Origin of the sequence: Dietzia kunjamensis (assembly GCF_045689975.1) — a bacterium.
GTDB classification, from domain to species: Bacteria; Actinomycetota; Actinomycetes; order Mycobacteriales; family Mycobacteriaceae; genus Dietzia; species Dietzia kunjamensis.
In genome coordinates, this window is sequence record NZ_CP143297.1 from 2,965,494 (window position 1) to 2,980,353 (window position 14,860).

Sequence of the window (14,860 nt, forward strand, 5' to 3'; positions counted from 1 at the left end):
GACGTGGAGTACACCCGCCTTCCCGCCATCCCCAACCTGCTCGCCCAGTACGGCAAGGCCGCGGTGGGAGCCATGCCCGTCGTGGGCGGCTCCCGCGACGGTAAGTCCATGCCGTCGAGGGGCGTCGAGGTCGCCGGCGTGCGCGTGGACGTGGCCAACCTGGCCGCCTACGCCCGCGTCTGCGGCCTGCGACTGACCGACGAACTGCCGCTGACCTACCCGTTCACCCTCGCGTTCCCGCTGAGCATGCAGCTCATGCTGGATCCGGACTACCCGGTGCCGGCGATGGGGTCGGTGCACCTGACCAACGAGATCGAATCGCGCCGCCCGCTGCGGGTCGGCGACGAGCTGAACATCCGGGCGCACGCCGAGAACCTGCGTGAGCACCCCGCCGGGTTGCTGCTGGACGTGGTCACCGAGATCCGAACCGGTGACGACGACGAGCCCGCCTGGGTGCAACGGTCGGGCCTGCTCTCGAAGCGGCGGACCTCGCTGACCCCGGCCAAGGACGCCCCGCGCCCGCCGAGGCCCGAGCCGCCGACCGCAGCCGAGATCGGCGACCCCACCGTGGTGAAATCGGTGTCCGAGGCGCAGATCGCGGAGTACGCGGCCGTGTCCGGGGACCGCAACCCCATCCACGTGTCCAAGGTGGGCGCGAAGGCGTTCGGCTTCCCGAACGTCATCGCCCACGGCATGTGGACGGCCGCCACGCTCCTCGGCACGGTCGAGGGCGGGATCCCCGAGCGGGCCCGCTACTCGGTGGAGTTCGGCAAGCCCGTGATCCTGCCGGCCAAGCTGGGCATCTACGCCCGTCGCGGCGGCGCGGGTGATCCCGCCTGGTCGTTGACCGTGCGCAATCCCAAGAAGCTGGGCACCGTGCACGCGACCGCGAGCATCGAGGAGCTCTAGGCCCCACCCGGCGCGCGGCCCGACCGGGCCCCGGCGTCGAGAAGAGCGTCCCGCACACGTCGCCCGAGAGGCAGGTGTGCGGGACGCTCTTCTCGTTGGCTGGCCGGAGCCTCCGGGCCGGAGCCTCCGGGCCGGTACCGCCGGGACGAGATCCGGTGTCGCGCGGGCCGCGCGTCGAATAGGTTCGGCCGCACGGGGAGCCCTACCGCATCCCCTGATCCCGGCCCAGGAGTAGCCGTGCACCGCACCGAGTTCCCCCGTCCCCTCTCCCGGCTGGCCGCCCTCGTGGCAGTGGCCGTGGTCGTCACCCTCACCGCCTGCTCGACGACCGGCGACCCGGACGGCGTCGGCTCCGGCGGCACCGACTCCGGTGGCGCCCCGGGCGCCGGCCCGGTCGGGTCGCAGCCCCCCGGGCAACCCGCCACGCAGGGCCCCGTCGTCGAGGTGGAGACGGTCACCGACGGGCTGACGATCCCCTGGGACGTCGTCCGCGACCCCGAGGGCGTCATCGTCACCGGCGAGCGGGGTTCGGGCACCCTGTACGCGATCCGCGGGGGCGGGGAGCGGACCGTTGTCGACGCGGACTTCGGCGAGCTGTACGACCGGGGCGAGAGCGGCCTGATGGGGATGGCACTGGCCGGGGACTTCGCCACGACCCGCGAGGTGTACACCTGCCATTCCTCGGCCGATGCGGACGACAACCGCGTCACCGCCTGGACCGCCGCCGAGGACTGGTCCGCCCTCGAGTCGCCACGGGTTCTCGTGGACGGCATCCTGCTGGCCGACCGGGGCCTGCACTCGGGCTGCCGCATCCTGGTCCACCCGGACGGCACTCTGTACATCGGCACGGGCGATGCGTTCACCGGCCCGGCGCCCCAGGACCTCGATGCGCTCTCGGGCAAGATCCTGCACATCACCCGCGACGGCGAGCCGGCCGACGACACCATCGGCGCCTCCCCCGTCCTGACGTACGGCCACCGCAACGTGCAGGGGCTGGCCCTGCGGCCGGACTCGGACCAGATCGTCGCCGCGGAGCACGGGCCGGACGTCGACGACGAGGTGAATCTCGTGCTCGCCGGGTCCAACTACGGATGGGACCCGAACTCCGGTGGCCGGTACGGCCAGAACGTACCGATGACCGACACCGGCGACTTCCCCGATGCGGTGGAGGCGGCGTGGCGTTCCGGGGACCCGACCCTCGCTCCGGGCGGGATCGCGTTCCTCGACGACCCCGCGTGGGGCGAGTGGGACGGAGCCCTGGCGGTGGCGATGCTCAAGACCAGCCAGATCGTCCTCATGACGCTGTCCGAGGACGGCGCCTCCGTCACCGCGACCGCAGCGATCCTGCGAGGAGAACACGGCCGCCTGCGATCGATCACCCCGGAGCCCGGCGGATCGCTGCTCGTCACCACCTCCAACGGTGGCGGCACGGACAAGGTCCTGCGTGTCCGGCCCGCAGCGGGCTGAGTCACCCGGCCCCGGCCCCGGCCTCGGCCCCGGACCGGTACCGCTGCCCGCTCGTGGCCCATAGCCTGTGGCTCGCATCACTTCTCACACCACAGCAGGGAGCTCTCCGTGCACGACCGCCCCATGTCCCGTTCGTCCCGCACCCGCACCCGCACCCTCGCAGGGGCCGCCGCCGCTGCCGCCGTCGTCGTCGTCATGCCCGCCGTGGCGTTGGCTCAGAGCAGCCTGCCCGGTGGCTCCTCGGGGTCGCTCGACACCAGTCTGATCCCGCCGGGCGTCCTGTTCCCGCCCGAGGTGGGCAACGGTGCGGGGGACGGCGTCGAGGTGGTGGAGGGTCCGGCGGTCCGCGCCACCACCGTCATGGAGGGGCTCAACATCCCCTGGGACGTGGTCCGTACGCCGGACGGCACCCTCCTCACCGGCGAGCGCGGCGGCCGGATGGTCGTGCAGGAGCCCGGCGAGGAGCAGCGCACCGTGTCGATCGACCTGCCCGGCCTCGTCCGCCAGTCCGAGAGCGGCCTCATGGGCATGGCCGTGGATGCCGGTTTCGAGCAGAACCGCGAGATCCACGTGTGCTGGTCGCGATCGGTCGACGGTGAGAGCGACAACCGGATCACCACCTTCGAGGCCGCCGACGACTGGTCCGAGTTGACCAAGGTCCGCGACACCCTTACCGGCATCCCGCTGGGCGAGGAGGGCATCCACAGCGGGTGCCGGCTGCTCACCGCCCCGGACGGCACCCTCTACGTCGGCACCGGTGACACGTACACGGCCACGGCCCCGCAGTCGCCCGATTCGCTCGCCGGCAAGACCCTACACATCAATCCGGACGGTTCACCCGCTTCGGGCGACTCGGTGGTCCACACGATCGGTCACCGCAATGTCCAGGGGCTGGCCATCGACCCCGAGAGCGACCGCCTCTACTCCGCGGAGCACGGGCCGGACGCCCACGACGAGGTCAACCTCCTCCAGCCGGGCGCGAACTACGGCTGGAACCCGAACGTCGACGGACGCTACAACCAGAACGTCCCCATGACCGACACCGAGGAGTTCCCGGACGCGGTCGAGGCCGTCTGGTCGTCCGGGGAGCAGACCCTGGCCCCGTCGGACATCGAGTTCCTTCGGGGATCCGAGTGGGGCGAGTGGGAGGGGGCGCTCGCGATGGCCAACCTCAGGAGCCAGAAGCTCGTCCTCCTCCGACTCAGCGAGGACGGGCGGTCCGTCGTCGACTCCGCCGTGCTCCTCGAGGGTGAGTTCGGTCGCCTGCGGTCCCTGGCGCCCGAGCCCGACGGCTCGCTGCTGGTGACGACCTCCGACGCCGACAATCGCGACTCCGTGTTCCGCATCAGCCCGGCGGCGGGCTGACCGGCCTAGAGCCGTAGGACCTGCCGAGCGGCGTCGGCCAGCGCGATCGCGTAGCCGGCGCCGTGCCCGGCGGAGTGGGTGGCCAGCGGGTGCAGTTGATGCAGCGGGACCCTGTCGCGCCATCCCTCACGAAGCGGGTGCGCCTCGTCGTACCCGCGGAGGATCTCGTCCAGATGCGGGGCGCTGAAGAGGGCCAACATGGCCAGGTCGGTCTCGCGGTGGCCACCGTGTGCGGCGGGGTCGATGAGCACGGCGTGGGAGTTGTCGCCGGAATCGGTCCACAGCACGTTGCCGGTCCACAGGTCGCCGTGGATGCGGGCGGGGACGTCGTCGGGGTTGTCGAGCTCGCCGGACGCGACCCGGTCGCAGGCCCGCTCGACCACGGCGAGGTCGGCGCCGCCGAGGACACCGAGGTCCACCGCTATCCGGACGAACGGGCGGACCCGCTGCTCGGCGTAGAACTCGCCCCACGACGCGGTGGGCGCACACTCCTGGGGCCGGTTGCCGATGAAGCACCGGCCCGCCCAGCCGTCCGCGGGTGCGCCCCAGGCGGCCGCGCCCGCATCGTGCATCGCCGCCAGCGACCGACCGAACCGCAGAGCCGCCCGCGTCGTCGCGCGACCCGCGGGAATTCTCTCGAGGGTGATCTCGTCGTCGTCGACCCCCTCCACCCGGACCACCCTCGGCCCGCCGGGGGCCGCGGCGAGCCAGGCCAGACCCGCGGCCTCGTGGCGGAAGAAGTCGGGGCCGTGGCGGGAGCCCCTCTTGACGAACACCCGGTCATCCACGTCGATCTCCCCTCGTGTCGCGGCCGAGCAGCGGCCCGGCGAGCGCGGCGATGAGCACGCCGCCCACCAGCATCGGCACGACCGTCCAGCGCATCCCGACATGCTCCGCGATGAGACCGACGAGCGGCGGGGAGGCCAGGAAGCCCAGTCGCAGGACCCAGTTGAGCACCGCCAGGCCCGCGCCGGGAGCCAGGCCTGGCACCGAGTCGGCGGCGACCATCGCACCCGGGATCACCGTGGCGATGCCCCACCCGGCCAGCGCGAATCCCGCGAGCAGGACCATCAGCAGGGCGGGGCCGTCGAGCAGCGACGACGCGACCAGCGCAGCACCCGAGCCGAGCACCACGCACGCCCCGCCCATCCGGCCGACGCGCGCCGCGCCGAACCCCTCGACCAAGCGGTCACCGGTGACGCGTCCGACGAGCTGCGTGCCCTGCACCGCGACGAACCCGAGACCCGCCAGGCCGGCGCCCGCCGCCGCGACCTCGCGCAGGTAGAGCGCGGACCAGGTCTGGGCGAAGTCCTCGACGAGGGTGGCGCATCCGGCGAGCACCCCCAAGGCGAGCAGGAGCAGCAGCGCGCGCCCGACCGGGACGCGGCGGGAGACGTCCCGCTCGGCGGGAGACGACGCGGCCGACGGGGGCATGGTGTCGAGGTCGCGGCCGGAGTCGTCCTCGGCGACCGGCGGACCCAGCCGGAGGGGAAGTGCGGCCAGCGCGGCGAGCGCGCAGACGACGCCCGCCACGATCATCTGCCCCACCACCGGCGTGCCGGTGCCCGCGGCCACCGATCCCCCGACCGCGCCGAGCGCCGCGCCGAGCGACCACACCGCGTGGAACCGGTTGATCAGCGACCTGCCGTGACGCGATTGCACGCGGATCCCGTGGGCGTTCATCGCCACGTCGGTGATCGCGTCGGTCAGCCCGAACAGCAGCAGCAATCCCGCGAACACGGCCACGGCGGGCGAGAAGCCGACGAGCGCCGCGACGCCCGACGCCACGACCATCGCCGCGACCGCGACCGCCCCGTCCGAACGCCGCCGCATCAACGCGGGGGTGAGCAGGCCACCGACGAGCGCGCCGGCCGGATAGCAGGCCATGGCCAGGCCGAATCCGGCCGGGCCCAGGTCGAGCGCGTTCTTCAGGTCGGGCAGGCGGGGCACGATGGCGCCGAAGATCGCACCGTTGGCGGCGAAGAGCAGGGCGGTCGCGGCGATCGGTCCGCGGGTGGTACCGGTCCGGGTCGTCGCACTCACGACCGCCACACTACGTCCGGCCGGCGCGCCGGTAGCGTTACGCGGCAAGAGCAGCGGACCGGTGAGGGGAGTACGCCCGTGTACGACGTGACGGCGGGGATCGAGACCGAGGACGGCGGTCGGCGCGTGGCGTGCCGGGTGCCGCTGCCCGTGGCGCCCGCGGTGGTGTGGGACGCGGTCGCCACCGGCGAGGGGATCTCCTCCTGGTTCGTGCCGTGCGCGATGGAACCGCAGGTCGGGGGCCGGATCGTGCAGTTCGCCGACCCCGGCGCCCCCGATCCCACGACCGGCCCGGAGGCCGCGGCCGAGGCGATGCTCACCGCGACGGTCGGCGAGATCACCGTCTACACGCCGCCCGCCGGGAGCGTGCCCGGACTGTTCTCCTACGCCGAGCGGGACTGGATGGGCGAGGGCGTCCCGGTGCCGCCGTGGGAGACGTCGTGTGAGGTGGTCGACGACGGCGAGGGCGGCAGCGTGCTCACCCTGCGGTCGGGGTTCGGCTCAGGCGGGCAACTGGCGGAGGAGTCGGTGGACGGCAGTGTCGACGGGTGGGTGCAGGCGCTGACTGTGCTGGCCCACCGGCTGACCCATCGCCCGGCCGACGGGGTGGTGACCGTGGACGCGGCCACCGATCCGGTCGAGGCCACGGTGCCGGAGCTGTGGGCCCGGGTCACGGCGGCGCTCATCGCCCCGGCGTCCGGTGTGGGCGGGAACCCGGGTGACGGCGGCGTGGTCGCCAGGTCCGGTGAGGTGGGCGGCATCGTGGCGACCGGGTCCGAGGCCTCGCGGACGCTCATCCTCTCGGCGCCGGCTGACGGCATGCTCGAGCTGTTCGCCTTCCCCGCCGGCGAGACCCACGAGGACGCCGTCGGCCGGGCCGCGCTGGCGGTGCGGGTGTTCGAGTACGTCGACGCCCCCGGTGGCGACGGCCGACCGCTCGGGGCCGCCGCGGTGGACGTCCCGCCTACCTGGGACGCGCCGCGCTGGCGGGAGTGGCTCGAGGGGCTCGCCCGCGGGTGAGGCGGGTGCCCACGCGCCTGGACGCTGTCGGCGGTGGGCATCGTCGGGCGTGATCGCTGCCGGGGGCGAAACGTCGCGGTCGTATGCGCCGATGTTCTCACCGACCGCAGTACTGTTGCGGGGACGTATCGTGACGGTCCGCGCCAGCGTGACCCGATCGCGAACCGCACACCGACGAGGAGCTACATCCGTATGGCGGATTCCAACGAGACCGTGACCATCGCGACCGGCGAGGGCGCGCCCGGCTCCACCCTGCTGGGTATCGGCGCGTACCGCCCGGAGCGCGTCGTCAGCAACGAGGAGATCTGCGAGACGATCGACTCGACCAGCGAGTGGATCTACGAGCGGTCCGGGATTCTCAACCGTCGTTTCGCGAGCGCAGACGAGTCGATCGTCATGATGTCGACCGAGGCGGCCCGGAAGGCCGTGGCCTCCGCGGGGATCGAACCCGAGCTCGTCGACGCGGTCATCCTGTGCACGTCGACCAACTGGACGCAGGTGCCCCACGCCGCGCCCCAGGTGGCCACGAACCTCGGCCGCAACGGCATCGCCGCGTTCGACCTCACCGCCGGCTGTGCCGGGTTCGGGTACGGCCTCGCGGTCGCGACGAACATGATCCGTGGCGGTGCTTCCCGGTACGTCGTGGTGATCGGTGTGGAGAAGATGAGCGACGGCATCGACTTCACCGACCGGAACACCTCGTTCATCTTCGGCGACGGCGCCGGCGCGGTCGTGGTGGGCCCGGCGGAGACCAACGACATCAGCCCGGTGGTCTGGGGCTCCGACGGCGAGCAGGGTAGTGCCATCAGCCAGACCAAGGACTTCAAGGCGTACGTCGACGAGGTCGACTCCGGCGCCGAGGACGTCCGTCAGCCCTTCCTCACCATGAACGGGTCCAAGGTGTTCCGTTGGGCCGCCGTGCAGGTGTCGAAGGTCTGCGCCGAGACGCTGGAGACGGCCGGGGTGACCGCGGAGCAGATCCAGGCCTTCGTCCCGCACCAGGCCAACGGTCGTATCAACTCGGCGATGGCCAAGCACCTCGGCCTGCCCGACACCGTGGCGATCGCGAACGACATCGAGCAGACCGGCAACACCTCCGCCGCCTCGATCCCGCTGGCCATGGAGACCATGCTGCGCGAGGGCCAGTCCAAGCAGGGCGACGTCGCACTGTGCATCGGGTTCGGCGCCGGCCTCTCCTACGCCGGCCAGGTCGTCCGACTCCCCGCGGCCCCGCCCGTCGACTGACGGCCCCGACGCCCCTTCCGAGCCCTCCCGTCGCGTCCGGGAGGGCTCGGGAGGCTCGGGAGAGACGCCCAACTAGACAGGTGTTCATGGGACAGTGATCCCATGCACACGTCTCCTTCCCGCGCCATGCGCCGCCTGGTCGCCGGCGCCGCCGCTGCCACCGCCGTTCTGCTCACCCCGCTGCTGGTCGCCCCGGTCTCGGCCGCGCCCGCCATCCCAGGCCCCATCGCCCCGCAGGCCTCCCCGCTCGAGCTCGCCGCCGGGTCGGCGCAGACCCTGGGCGGCACCATCGCCGGTCAGGTGACCGGTACCGGGATGGGCCCGACCGTCCTGTCGGGTGCGGGCACCGGCCCGTCCAAGTACGTGGCGCTGGGCGACTCCTACGCCGCCGTCGGCAGGATCGCGCCCGGCGCGTGGGGGGCCGGTCCCGTCGCGTGCGTGCGCACCGACGACGCCTACCCCACCGTGGTGGCCCGCGAGCTGGGGGTGGGCACGTTCGTCAACGCCAGCTGCGGTGGCGCGGTGGCCGACGACTTCCTCGCGGTCGGCCGGACCGGGGCTCCTCCCCAGTTCGACGCCCTCGACGCCGATACCGACCTGGTGACCATGACGATCGGCGGTAATGACGTGGGCTTCGCCGCCGTGATCGTGGCGTGCGCCCTGCGGCCCAACACCGCACCCGAGCTGTTGCCGCTCGTCGACGGCGCGACGGCGAGCCTGTCGAAGGGCTTCGATCCCACCGCCGGGTGCTCGGACGTCATCGACCGCCAGGCCGCCCGGGCGCTCGAGGACCTGGATCAGCGCATGGACGCGGTGTACGCCGGGATCGCCGAGCGCGCACCGCAGGCCCGCGTGGTGACGGTCGGGTACCTGGCCGCGGTGCCCGCGGACGACCGGATCATCGAGCAATCCCCGGCCTGCGCTCCGTTCATGGCGATCAGCCGGGAGGAGCGGGCCAAGGTCCGCGGCTTCCAGGACAGCATCAACCGCGTCGTCCGCGACGCCGCCGAGCGCAACGGCGCCACCGTCGTGATCCCCGATGAACAGGGGCACTCGATGTGCACCCCGCCCGAGAACCGCTGGGTCGACTTCACGGGCCTGGAGACCGGCGCGGTGCCGGTCCACCCGACCACCGCCGGCCATGCGCACGTCGCGGATCGGGTGCTCGCCGCGCTGGGCGATGCCTGAGTCCGGTCACGTCACCTGACGACTGTCCAGTTGGGCCCAATTCGGTAACGAAGCGGCGTCGATGAGAGAACATAGAGCTCATGCTCACCACTCCTCGGCGCCGCTTCGCCGGTTCCCGCACCCTCACCACCTCCCTCGCCCTGGCCGCGTCCGTCGTCCTCACGGCCGCACCCGTCGCTGGTGCCCAGTCCACCACCCAGGCGGACGGCACGATCGCCCTCGGCTCCCTGGGGTCGAGCGTCGGCACCCCTGTCAGTGCGTCGGGTTCGCTCGGCTCGCTCTCGACTCCGGCCTACGCCGACTACGTGGCGCTCGGCGACTCCTATGCCGCGTTCGGGGACCAGACGGAGCCCGTGGTCACGGATGGCCCCGCCGCCCGGTGCGGCCGCAGTCTGACCAACTATCCCAACGTGCTCGACGCGAACCCGGCGGTCGGCGAGCTCACCGACGCCACGTGCGGCGGAGCGGTGACCGAGGACATCTTCGACGAGCAGCACTCAGGCGTCGCGCCCCAGATCGACGCCCTCGACGCCGACACCGATCTGATCACCCTGTCGATCGGCGGCAACGACGTCGGCTTCGGCACGATCGTCGGGTGCATCACCAAGCAGGGCCCGTTCGCCACCACACCAGATTGCGAGGCCGCGATCGGTGGCAGCGTCAGCGCTAAAATCGCCGAGGTCTTTGGTGTCGATGGTCCGGTCGACCGTGTCTACGACGCCATTTCGGAGGCATCGCCGTCGGCCGAGGTGGTCACCACCCAGTACCTGCCCCTGATGCCAGCCGAGGGCAAGATCTGTGCATTCACCCGTGCCCTGAGTCCCGCGGATGTGACGTGGGCCCGAGAGGTGGCGGAGGCCATCAACAACGCCGTGGCCGAGGCGGCGGAGCGCAACGGCCATGTCTCCGTCCTGCCCGTCGACACCACCGTTGACCGGAGCGCCTGCGGAGAAGCCGATGAGCGCTGGACCGACTTCCTCGGTGGCGCCCCCACCGGTGCCGCCGCCTTCCACCCCACGGCCCTCGGCCAGCAGGCCATGGCCGACGCGATCGCCGCGGCGATCTGACCGCCGCCACTCCGGTACGACCACAGCCGCCCCTGGGGATGGCGTCTCGCGCGCACCGAAGCGCGCGCCGGACGCCACGCCCGGGGGCGGCTGCGTCGTGAGGCGGGCGGATTCCTCGTGAGGCGGGCGCCCGTCAGCCCTCGAACAGCCCCTGCCCCACGTACCCGCCCTCCGGCGCGCCGGGCGGCAGCGCGAACACAGCCGACCCGATCGGGATGGTCCACGTGTTGAGGGCGTCCTGCTCGGCGAGCCGCCGCTGGACGGGGATGTATGTCCGCACCGGGTCTGCCTGATAGGCGGTGAACAGCAGACCGGAGTTGCTGATCTCGCCGCCTTCCGGCGGGTCGTCGTAGTTGTACGGCCGCCGCAGCATGGCCTCGCTCCGGTCGAGCTGCCGCGCCCGCGCGATGTGGGACTCCGGCGGGATCACGGGAAGGCCCACCTCGTCGACCGCGTCGAAGTCGGCCGGGTCGTGCTCGTGCACCCCGGTCAGCGGGGCGCCGGTGTCGAGCCGCCGGCCGACGCTCAGCTCGCGTGAGGTGCGATCGATCTCCTCCCACGTGTCCATCGTCATGCGGATCCGCCGCAACACGAGCGAGGACCCACCCCGCATCCACCGCTGGACCTGCCCGTCAGACGAGGTGCCATCGGAGAACAGGACCTGATCGAAGTCCACATCCTGCTCGGTGGGGTTGACGGTGCCGTCGACCTGCCCGAACAGATTGCGCTGGGTCCGCCCGGTCGGGTCGGTGCCGATGGCTTTGCGGAAGCCCCGCTGCACCCACTTCTGTCGCGCGACCCCCCGCACGCCGGACGCCAACACCCGCGCGGCGTGGGACACGATCAGCGGATCGTCGGCGCAGATCTGCAGCAGCAGGTCCCCGCCGGACCAGCGGTCCTCGAGTCGGTCGATCTGCGGGAAAGCCGGCAACTGAGCGAGCCACGAGGGACGCTTGTCCGGCATCCCGATCGCGTCGAACAGCCCGGGGCCGAACCCGATCGTCACCGTGAGCCGCGCCGGGTCCTCGGCGAGCTCGGGTTCGAGGTCCGCGAGTCCGCCTCGCCCCCGGGTGAGCCGGGCGGCGTCCTGGGACCACGCCCGCAGAACCCCCTGGATCTCCGTGCGGGTCGCCCCCGGGACGATGTCGAACGCCACGAACGCGGCATGCGATTGCGGTCGCGTGGTGATGCCGGCCTGGTGCGGGCCGTGGAACGGTTCGGTGGCCGTCCCGACGACTCGCGAGTCGGCGACCGCCTTCCAGTCTCGGATCACCTCGTCGTCGTCGACGACACCTCGCCCCACGTACCCCGCGGCACCGCCGACGACGGTGCCACCGACGACGCCGGCACCCACCGCCGCCGCGACGCCGCCGCCGAGCACCGACCGCCGGGACAGACCGCGACGGTCCTGCTCAGCCATCGTGGCTCGTGCCCCCGCTCATCTCGCCGTGACCGCCGCCGACGTACTCCTCTTCCCCGCCCTGGAAGTCACGGGCGGAGACGGTGACGTCCTGCTCGGCGCCGTCGAACTCGAGGGTGAGGGTGATCTGCTGGCCGGTGGTGATGGGGCGCCCCAGCTCCATGAGCATGATGTGGTTGCCGCCGGGCGCCAGGACGAGCTCGCCGCCGGCGGGGATCACGAAGCCGTCCTCGCGTTCCTGCATCGTCATCCCGCTGCCGCCGGGGACGGTCTCGTGCAGTTCGGCGCTGCCGCCGAGATCGCTCTCGACGCCGATCAGGTGCAGGTCGGCGTCGCCCGGGTTGGTGATGGTGCCGAAGACGCCGGTCATCTCCGTGCCGGTGGCCTTGGCCCATCCGTCGTCGAAGGTCACGGTCATCGGGGCCGTTGAGTCGGCGGCTGAGTCGGCGGTGTCGGCCGCGGCGGCGGGAGTGGCGGCGGGAGTGGCGGCGGTCGTGGTGTCGATGTCGTCGGTCGCGCAGGCGGTGGTGGTGAGGGCGAGCGCGAGTGCGGAGGCCGCGACGAAGGCGGCACGAGTGTGGGTACGCATGGTGTGGGAGTCCTCGTGTGGTGTGTGTGATCGCCCGGCAGCGCGGGGCGCGTACCGGTGCGGGTAGTGGTCACACAGACACGGGCGGCGCGCGGGTTCCCCCGCCGGCCAGGAGGAACCGTCCGTGGGGGGTGTCGGCGTCGTAGGAGGCCAGGAGTCGGGCGACGACGACGAGGTGGGCCGTTTCCACCATGGGCAGCATCCGAGCCGCCAGCCAGGACAGGGTCCCGGAGAGGATCGCGACGAGCGCGAGCGTCATGGCGATCGCTGCCACGTGGGCGCCCAGCATTCCCGGGGTGAGTGGTGCGGCCGCGGAGGATGCGGGGGCGGGGCCGACGCCGTCCATCGCGGCCCGGAGCGCTGCCGGGTCCGTGGCGTGGTGGCCGAGCACACCGGTCGTGCCGGCGGCGCCGTGGGTGTGCCCGGTGGCCAGCACGAGGTGGACGAGTCCCTGCCCCGCGATCAGGCCGGCGGCGGCGGTGAGGACGGGGGTGCGGCGGCGGGCGACGGCGGCGGTCACCACGCCGACCCCGGCGCTCGCGGACGCGACGGCGAGGATCTGGCCCGACGTGGGCGGGCCCGCGAGCGCGCCGACGGCCAGTCCGTGGGCGCTGATGCCGAACACGCCGCTGACCAGCGCCACCACGATGCCCACGACGGCGGTCACCGCGGGCGGGACCTCGGCGCGGAGGCGGTCGGCGGACATGGCTCGATTCTATGCCCCGGGGGGTGTAGCAGGCTATCCGGTGTCACCCTCGGTGGTGGTGACGATGCGGGCGCGCTCCTCGTCGGCCAGCCCGGCGTCGATCCGGGCGAGCATGTGGGGTCGCATCTCGGGCAGGTCGTCGACGTCGAACCAGCGGACGTCGGTGTTCTCCCCGTCGGCCGGGTGCGGGTCGCCGTCCAGGTAGGTGCAGGCGAAGGTGTGGTCGATGTACTGGGCTTGGTCGCCGTTGTCGTAGGTGACCATGCGGGAGACGCCGATGGAGGCGACGCGGTCGACGCGGATGGTCACGGCAGCTTCTTCGTGGGCCTCGCGGACGGCGGCGTCGGCGGGGTGTTCGCCGGGGTCGACGATGCCGGTGACTGGGGTCCACCAGCCGTTGTCGCTGCGCCGGACCAGGAGCACGCGGGCTGCGTCGGGGTCCCGGATGACCGCGGTCGCACCGGCCAGCCACAGCGGGGCGGAGCCCACGTGCCTGCGTAGTTCGAGGACGAAGTCGGGGGTGGCCATGTCCGAGAGCGTATCCGGGGGCCAAAATGGCGGATCCCCCGCCGACCGTGTGGTCGACGGGGGATCGCCGGAGAGCTATCCGGTCGCTGACTCAGTCAGCGGTGGAGGGGGCAGAACCTCAGTTCTGCTCCTCCTCGGGCTCGCACTCATCCTGCTCCATGGAGCCGTTGTCCTTGAGGAAGTCGATAGCCGCCGGCGGCAGGTTGCAGACCAGGCCGACGTTGATCTCGGGGAGCGCCGGGATGTTGACGCCACCGGAGACGGCCAGGCCGACGCCGATGCTGACCGCGGCCAGCGAACCGAGGGCGAGCGCCTCCTCGGTGGAACCGCTGTCGCCCAGCGAACCATCGACGATGATGTCGCCCGAGCCGAAGTCCGAGCCCGTGCCATCGGACGCCGAGTCAGAACCCGTGCCGTCCGAAGCCGAATCCGAACCGGTGCCGTCCGACGCCGAGTCAGAACCGGTGCCAAGCCCATCCGAGCCGGTGCCGTCCGAAGCCGAATCCGAACCGGTGCCAAGCCCATCCGAGCCGGTGCCGTCCGAAGCCGAATCCGAACCGGTGGTGATGTCGTCGAGCGAACCATCGAGGTCATCCGAACCGAAGTCCGAACCGGTGACGATCGAGTCGAGCGAGCCCTCGATGTCATCCGAGCCGGTGCCGTCCGAAGCCGAATCCGAACCGGTGCCGTCCGACGCGGAATCCGAGCCGGTGCCCAGCCCATCCGAACCGGTGCCGTCCGACGCGGAATCCGAGCCGGTGCCCAGCTCATCCGAACCCGTCCCAGCGGACAGCGTGTCGGAACCGGTGCCCAGCTCATCCGAACCCGTACCGGCGGACAGGGTGTCCGAACCGGTGCCCAGCTCATCCGAACCGGTGCCCAGCGAATCGGTGGACAGGGCGGGCAGCTCAGAGGAGCCCGCACCCGAGGAGCCGAGCGCCGCGCCGAGGTCCACGCCCAGGCCGAGCGAGTCGCCCAGGCCGAGGCCCAGGTCGAGGTCGAGGCCAGCGCTCTGCGCGTTTGCGATACCCGGCATGCCGCCGAGCACGAGTCCGGAGGCCGCGATGACGGCCATCATCCGCTTGGAGTTCTTCATAGGAATTGCCTTCCTGTTGTCGTTGACGACGCGGCGATTCGGAATCTCCCCCTGCTCGCCGGCCCGGCACGTGGCCTTGACCACCCGCCGTTCGATCGTGTCATCACCATATCGAGGTAATACTCAGGGCTGTTACACCACGCTCGTATATGACACAGCAACACGCCGACGATGGTCGGTTGGCCAACCTCGCAGCTAAACGCCATAACGGCCATCC

General features: G+C 72.2%; 14 protein-coding genes. 7 read left to right on the forward strand and 7 right to left on the reverse strand.

The genetic code is table 11. The features are described from left to right. Positions 1 to 3: 3 nt before the first annotated feature. The 3 genes from VZF99_RS13865 (at position 4) to VZF99_RS13875 (ending at position 3,741) form a co-directional block, all read left to right on the forward strand. A complete protein-coding gene (locus VZF99_RS13865; RefSeq protein ID WP_120286450.1) occupies positions 4 to 909 on the forward strand; it encodes a MaoC/PaaZ C-terminal domain-containing protein in 906 nt (301 codons plus the stop codon). A gap of 237 nt (positions 910 to 1,146) precedes the next feature. Beyond that, positions 1,147 to 2,376 (forward strand): PQQ-dependent sugar dehydrogenase, encoded by a 1,230-nt coding sequence (locus VZF99_RS13870; RefSeq protein ID WP_407335094.1) that lies wholly within the window; start codon positions 1,147 to 1,149, stop codon positions 2,374 to 2,376. A 123-nt stretch (positions 2,377 to 2,499) separates the two neighbouring features. Beyond that, the gene (locus VZF99_RS13875; RefSeq protein ID WP_120286452.1) at positions 2,500 to 3,741 is read left to right on the forward strand and encodes a sorbosone dehydrogenase family protein; all 1,242 of its coding nucleotides are present in this window, start codon (positions 2,500 to 2,502) and stop codon (positions 3,739 to 3,741) included. A 5-nt stretch (positions 3,742 to 3,746) separates the two neighbouring features. Here the strand turns inward: VZF99_RS13875 and VZF99_RS13880 are convergent, their stop codons facing one another. Both VZF99_RS13880 and VZF99_RS13885 read right to left on the reverse strand, forming a co-directional pair. Then, positions 3,747 to 4,529, reverse strand: coding sequence for a fructosamine kinase family protein (locus tag VZF99_RS13880; protein WP_407335095.1), 783 nt, complete (start codon positions 4,527 to 4,529; stop codon positions 3,747 to 3,749). Further along, positions 4,522 to 5,784, reverse strand: coding sequence for an MFS transporter (locus VZF99_RS13885; protein ID WP_407335096.1), 1,263 nt, complete (start codon positions 5,782 to 5,784; stop codon positions 4,522 to 4,524). The genes VZF99_RS13880 and VZF99_RS13885 overlap by 8 nt, the downstream gene beginning before the upstream one ends. Before the next feature lie 78 nt (positions 5,785 to 5,862). Between VZF99_RS13885 and VZF99_RS13890 the strand changes: the two genes are divergently transcribed. From VZF99_RS13890 to VZF99_RS13905, 4 genes are all read left to right on the forward strand, one after another. Continuing rightward, positions 5,863 to 6,804: an SRPBCC domain-containing protein gene (locus VZF99_RS13890; RefSeq protein WP_185951854.1), complete on the forward strand. Its 942-nt coding sequence runs from the start codon at positions 5,863 to 5,865 to the stop codon at positions 6,802 to 6,804. A 192-nt stretch (positions 6,805 to 6,996) separates the two neighbouring features. Continuing rightward, positions 6,997 to 8,049, forward strand: coding sequence for a beta-ketoacyl-ACP synthase III (locus VZF99_RS13895; RefSeq protein ID WP_120286456.1), 1,053 nt, complete (start codon positions 6,997 to 6,999; stop codon positions 8,047 to 8,049). Positions 8,050 to 8,151: 102 nt separating this feature from the next. Next, positions 8,152 to 9,237 carry an SGNH/GDSL hydrolase family protein gene (locus tag VZF99_RS13900; protein ID WP_407335097.1) on the forward strand — a complete coding sequence of 362 codons (1,086 nt, stop codon included), beginning with the start codon at positions 8,152 to 8,154 and terminating at the stop codon, positions 9,235 to 9,237. Between the two features lie 80 nt (positions 9,238 to 9,317). Next, positions 9,318 to 10,304: an SGNH/GDSL hydrolase family protein gene (locus VZF99_RS13905; RefSeq protein ID WP_407335099.1), complete on the forward strand. Its 987-nt coding sequence runs from the start codon at positions 9,318 to 9,320 to the stop codon at positions 10,302 to 10,304. A 133-nt stretch (positions 10,305 to 10,437) separates the two neighbouring features. Here VZF99_RS13905 and VZF99_RS13910 read toward each other — a convergent pair whose 3' ends face one another. The 5 genes from VZF99_RS13910 to VZF99_RS13930 form a co-directional block, all read right to left on the reverse strand. Beyond that, positions 10,438 to 11,724: a Dyp-type peroxidase gene (locus VZF99_RS13910; protein ID WP_407335100.1), complete on the reverse strand. Its 1,287-nt coding sequence runs from the start codon at positions 11,722 to 11,724 to the stop codon at positions 10,438 to 10,440. Next, on the reverse strand, positions 11,717 to 12,313 hold the full coding sequence (locus VZF99_RS13915; RefSeq protein ID WP_407335101.1) for a copper chaperone PCu(A)C: 597 nt from the start codon (positions 12,311 to 12,313) through the stop codon (positions 11,717 to 11,719). Before VZF99_RS13915 ends, VZF99_RS13910 begins: the two co-directional genes overlap by 8 nt. 70 nt (positions 12,314 to 12,383) lie before the next feature. Continuing rightward, positions 12,384 to 13,019, reverse strand: a complete 636-nt coding sequence (locus VZF99_RS13920; RefSeq protein ID WP_407335102.1) for a hypothetical protein — start codon at positions 13,017 to 13,019, stop codon at positions 12,384 to 12,386. A 33-nt stretch (positions 13,020 to 13,052) separates the two neighbouring features. Further along, positions 13,053 to 13,547 (reverse strand): NUDIX domain-containing protein, encoded by a 495-nt coding sequence (locus VZF99_RS13925; RefSeq protein WP_007628651.1) that lies wholly within the window; start codon positions 13,545 to 13,547, stop codon positions 13,053 to 13,055. A 118-nt stretch (positions 13,548 to 13,665) separates the two neighbouring features. Continuing rightward, positions 13,666 to 14,727 (reverse strand): hypothetical protein, encoded by a 1,062-nt coding sequence (locus VZF99_RS13930; RefSeq protein WP_407335103.1) that lies wholly within the window; start codon positions 14,725 to 14,727, stop codon positions 13,666 to 13,668. Positions 14,728 to 14,860: the final 133 nt, after the last annotated feature.

What these genes read in the sequence shown, in the direction of transcription:
- VZF99_RS13875 (WP_120286452.1), top strand. Translation starts at nt 2,500, where the DNA reads ATGTCCCGTTCGTCCCGCACCCGCACCCGCACCCTCGCAGGGGCCGCC.
- VZF99_RS13895 (WP_120286456.1), top strand. Translation starts at nt 6,997, where the DNA reads ATGGCGGATTCCAACGAGACCGTGACCATCGCGACCGGCGAGGGCGCG.
- VZF99_RS13900 (WP_407335097.1), top strand. Translation starts at nt 8,152, where the DNA reads ATGCACACGTCTCCTTCCCGCGCCATGCGCCGCCTGGTCGCCGGCGCC.
- VZF99_RS13905 (WP_407335099.1), top strand. Translation starts at nt 9,318, where the DNA reads ATGCTCACCACTCCTCGGCGCCGCTTCGCCGGTTCCCGCACCCTCACC.
- VZF99_RS13910 (WP_407335100.1), bottom strand. Translation starts at nt 11,724, where the DNA reads ATGGCTGAGCAGGACCGTCGCGGTCTGTCCCGGCGGTCGGTGCTCGGC.
- VZF99_RS13915 (WP_407335101.1), bottom strand. Translation starts at nt 12,313, where the DNA reads ATGCGTACCCACACTCGTGCCGCCTTCGTCGCGGCCTCCGCACTCGCG.
- VZF99_RS13920 (WP_407335102.1), bottom strand. Translation starts at nt 13,019, where the DNA reads ATGTCCGCCGACCGCCTCCGCGCCGAGGTCCCGCCCGCGGTGACCGCC.
- VZF99_RS13925 (WP_007628651.1), bottom strand. Translation starts at nt 13,547, where the DNA reads ATGGCCACCCCCGACTTCGTCCTCGAACTACGCAGGCACGTGGGCTCC.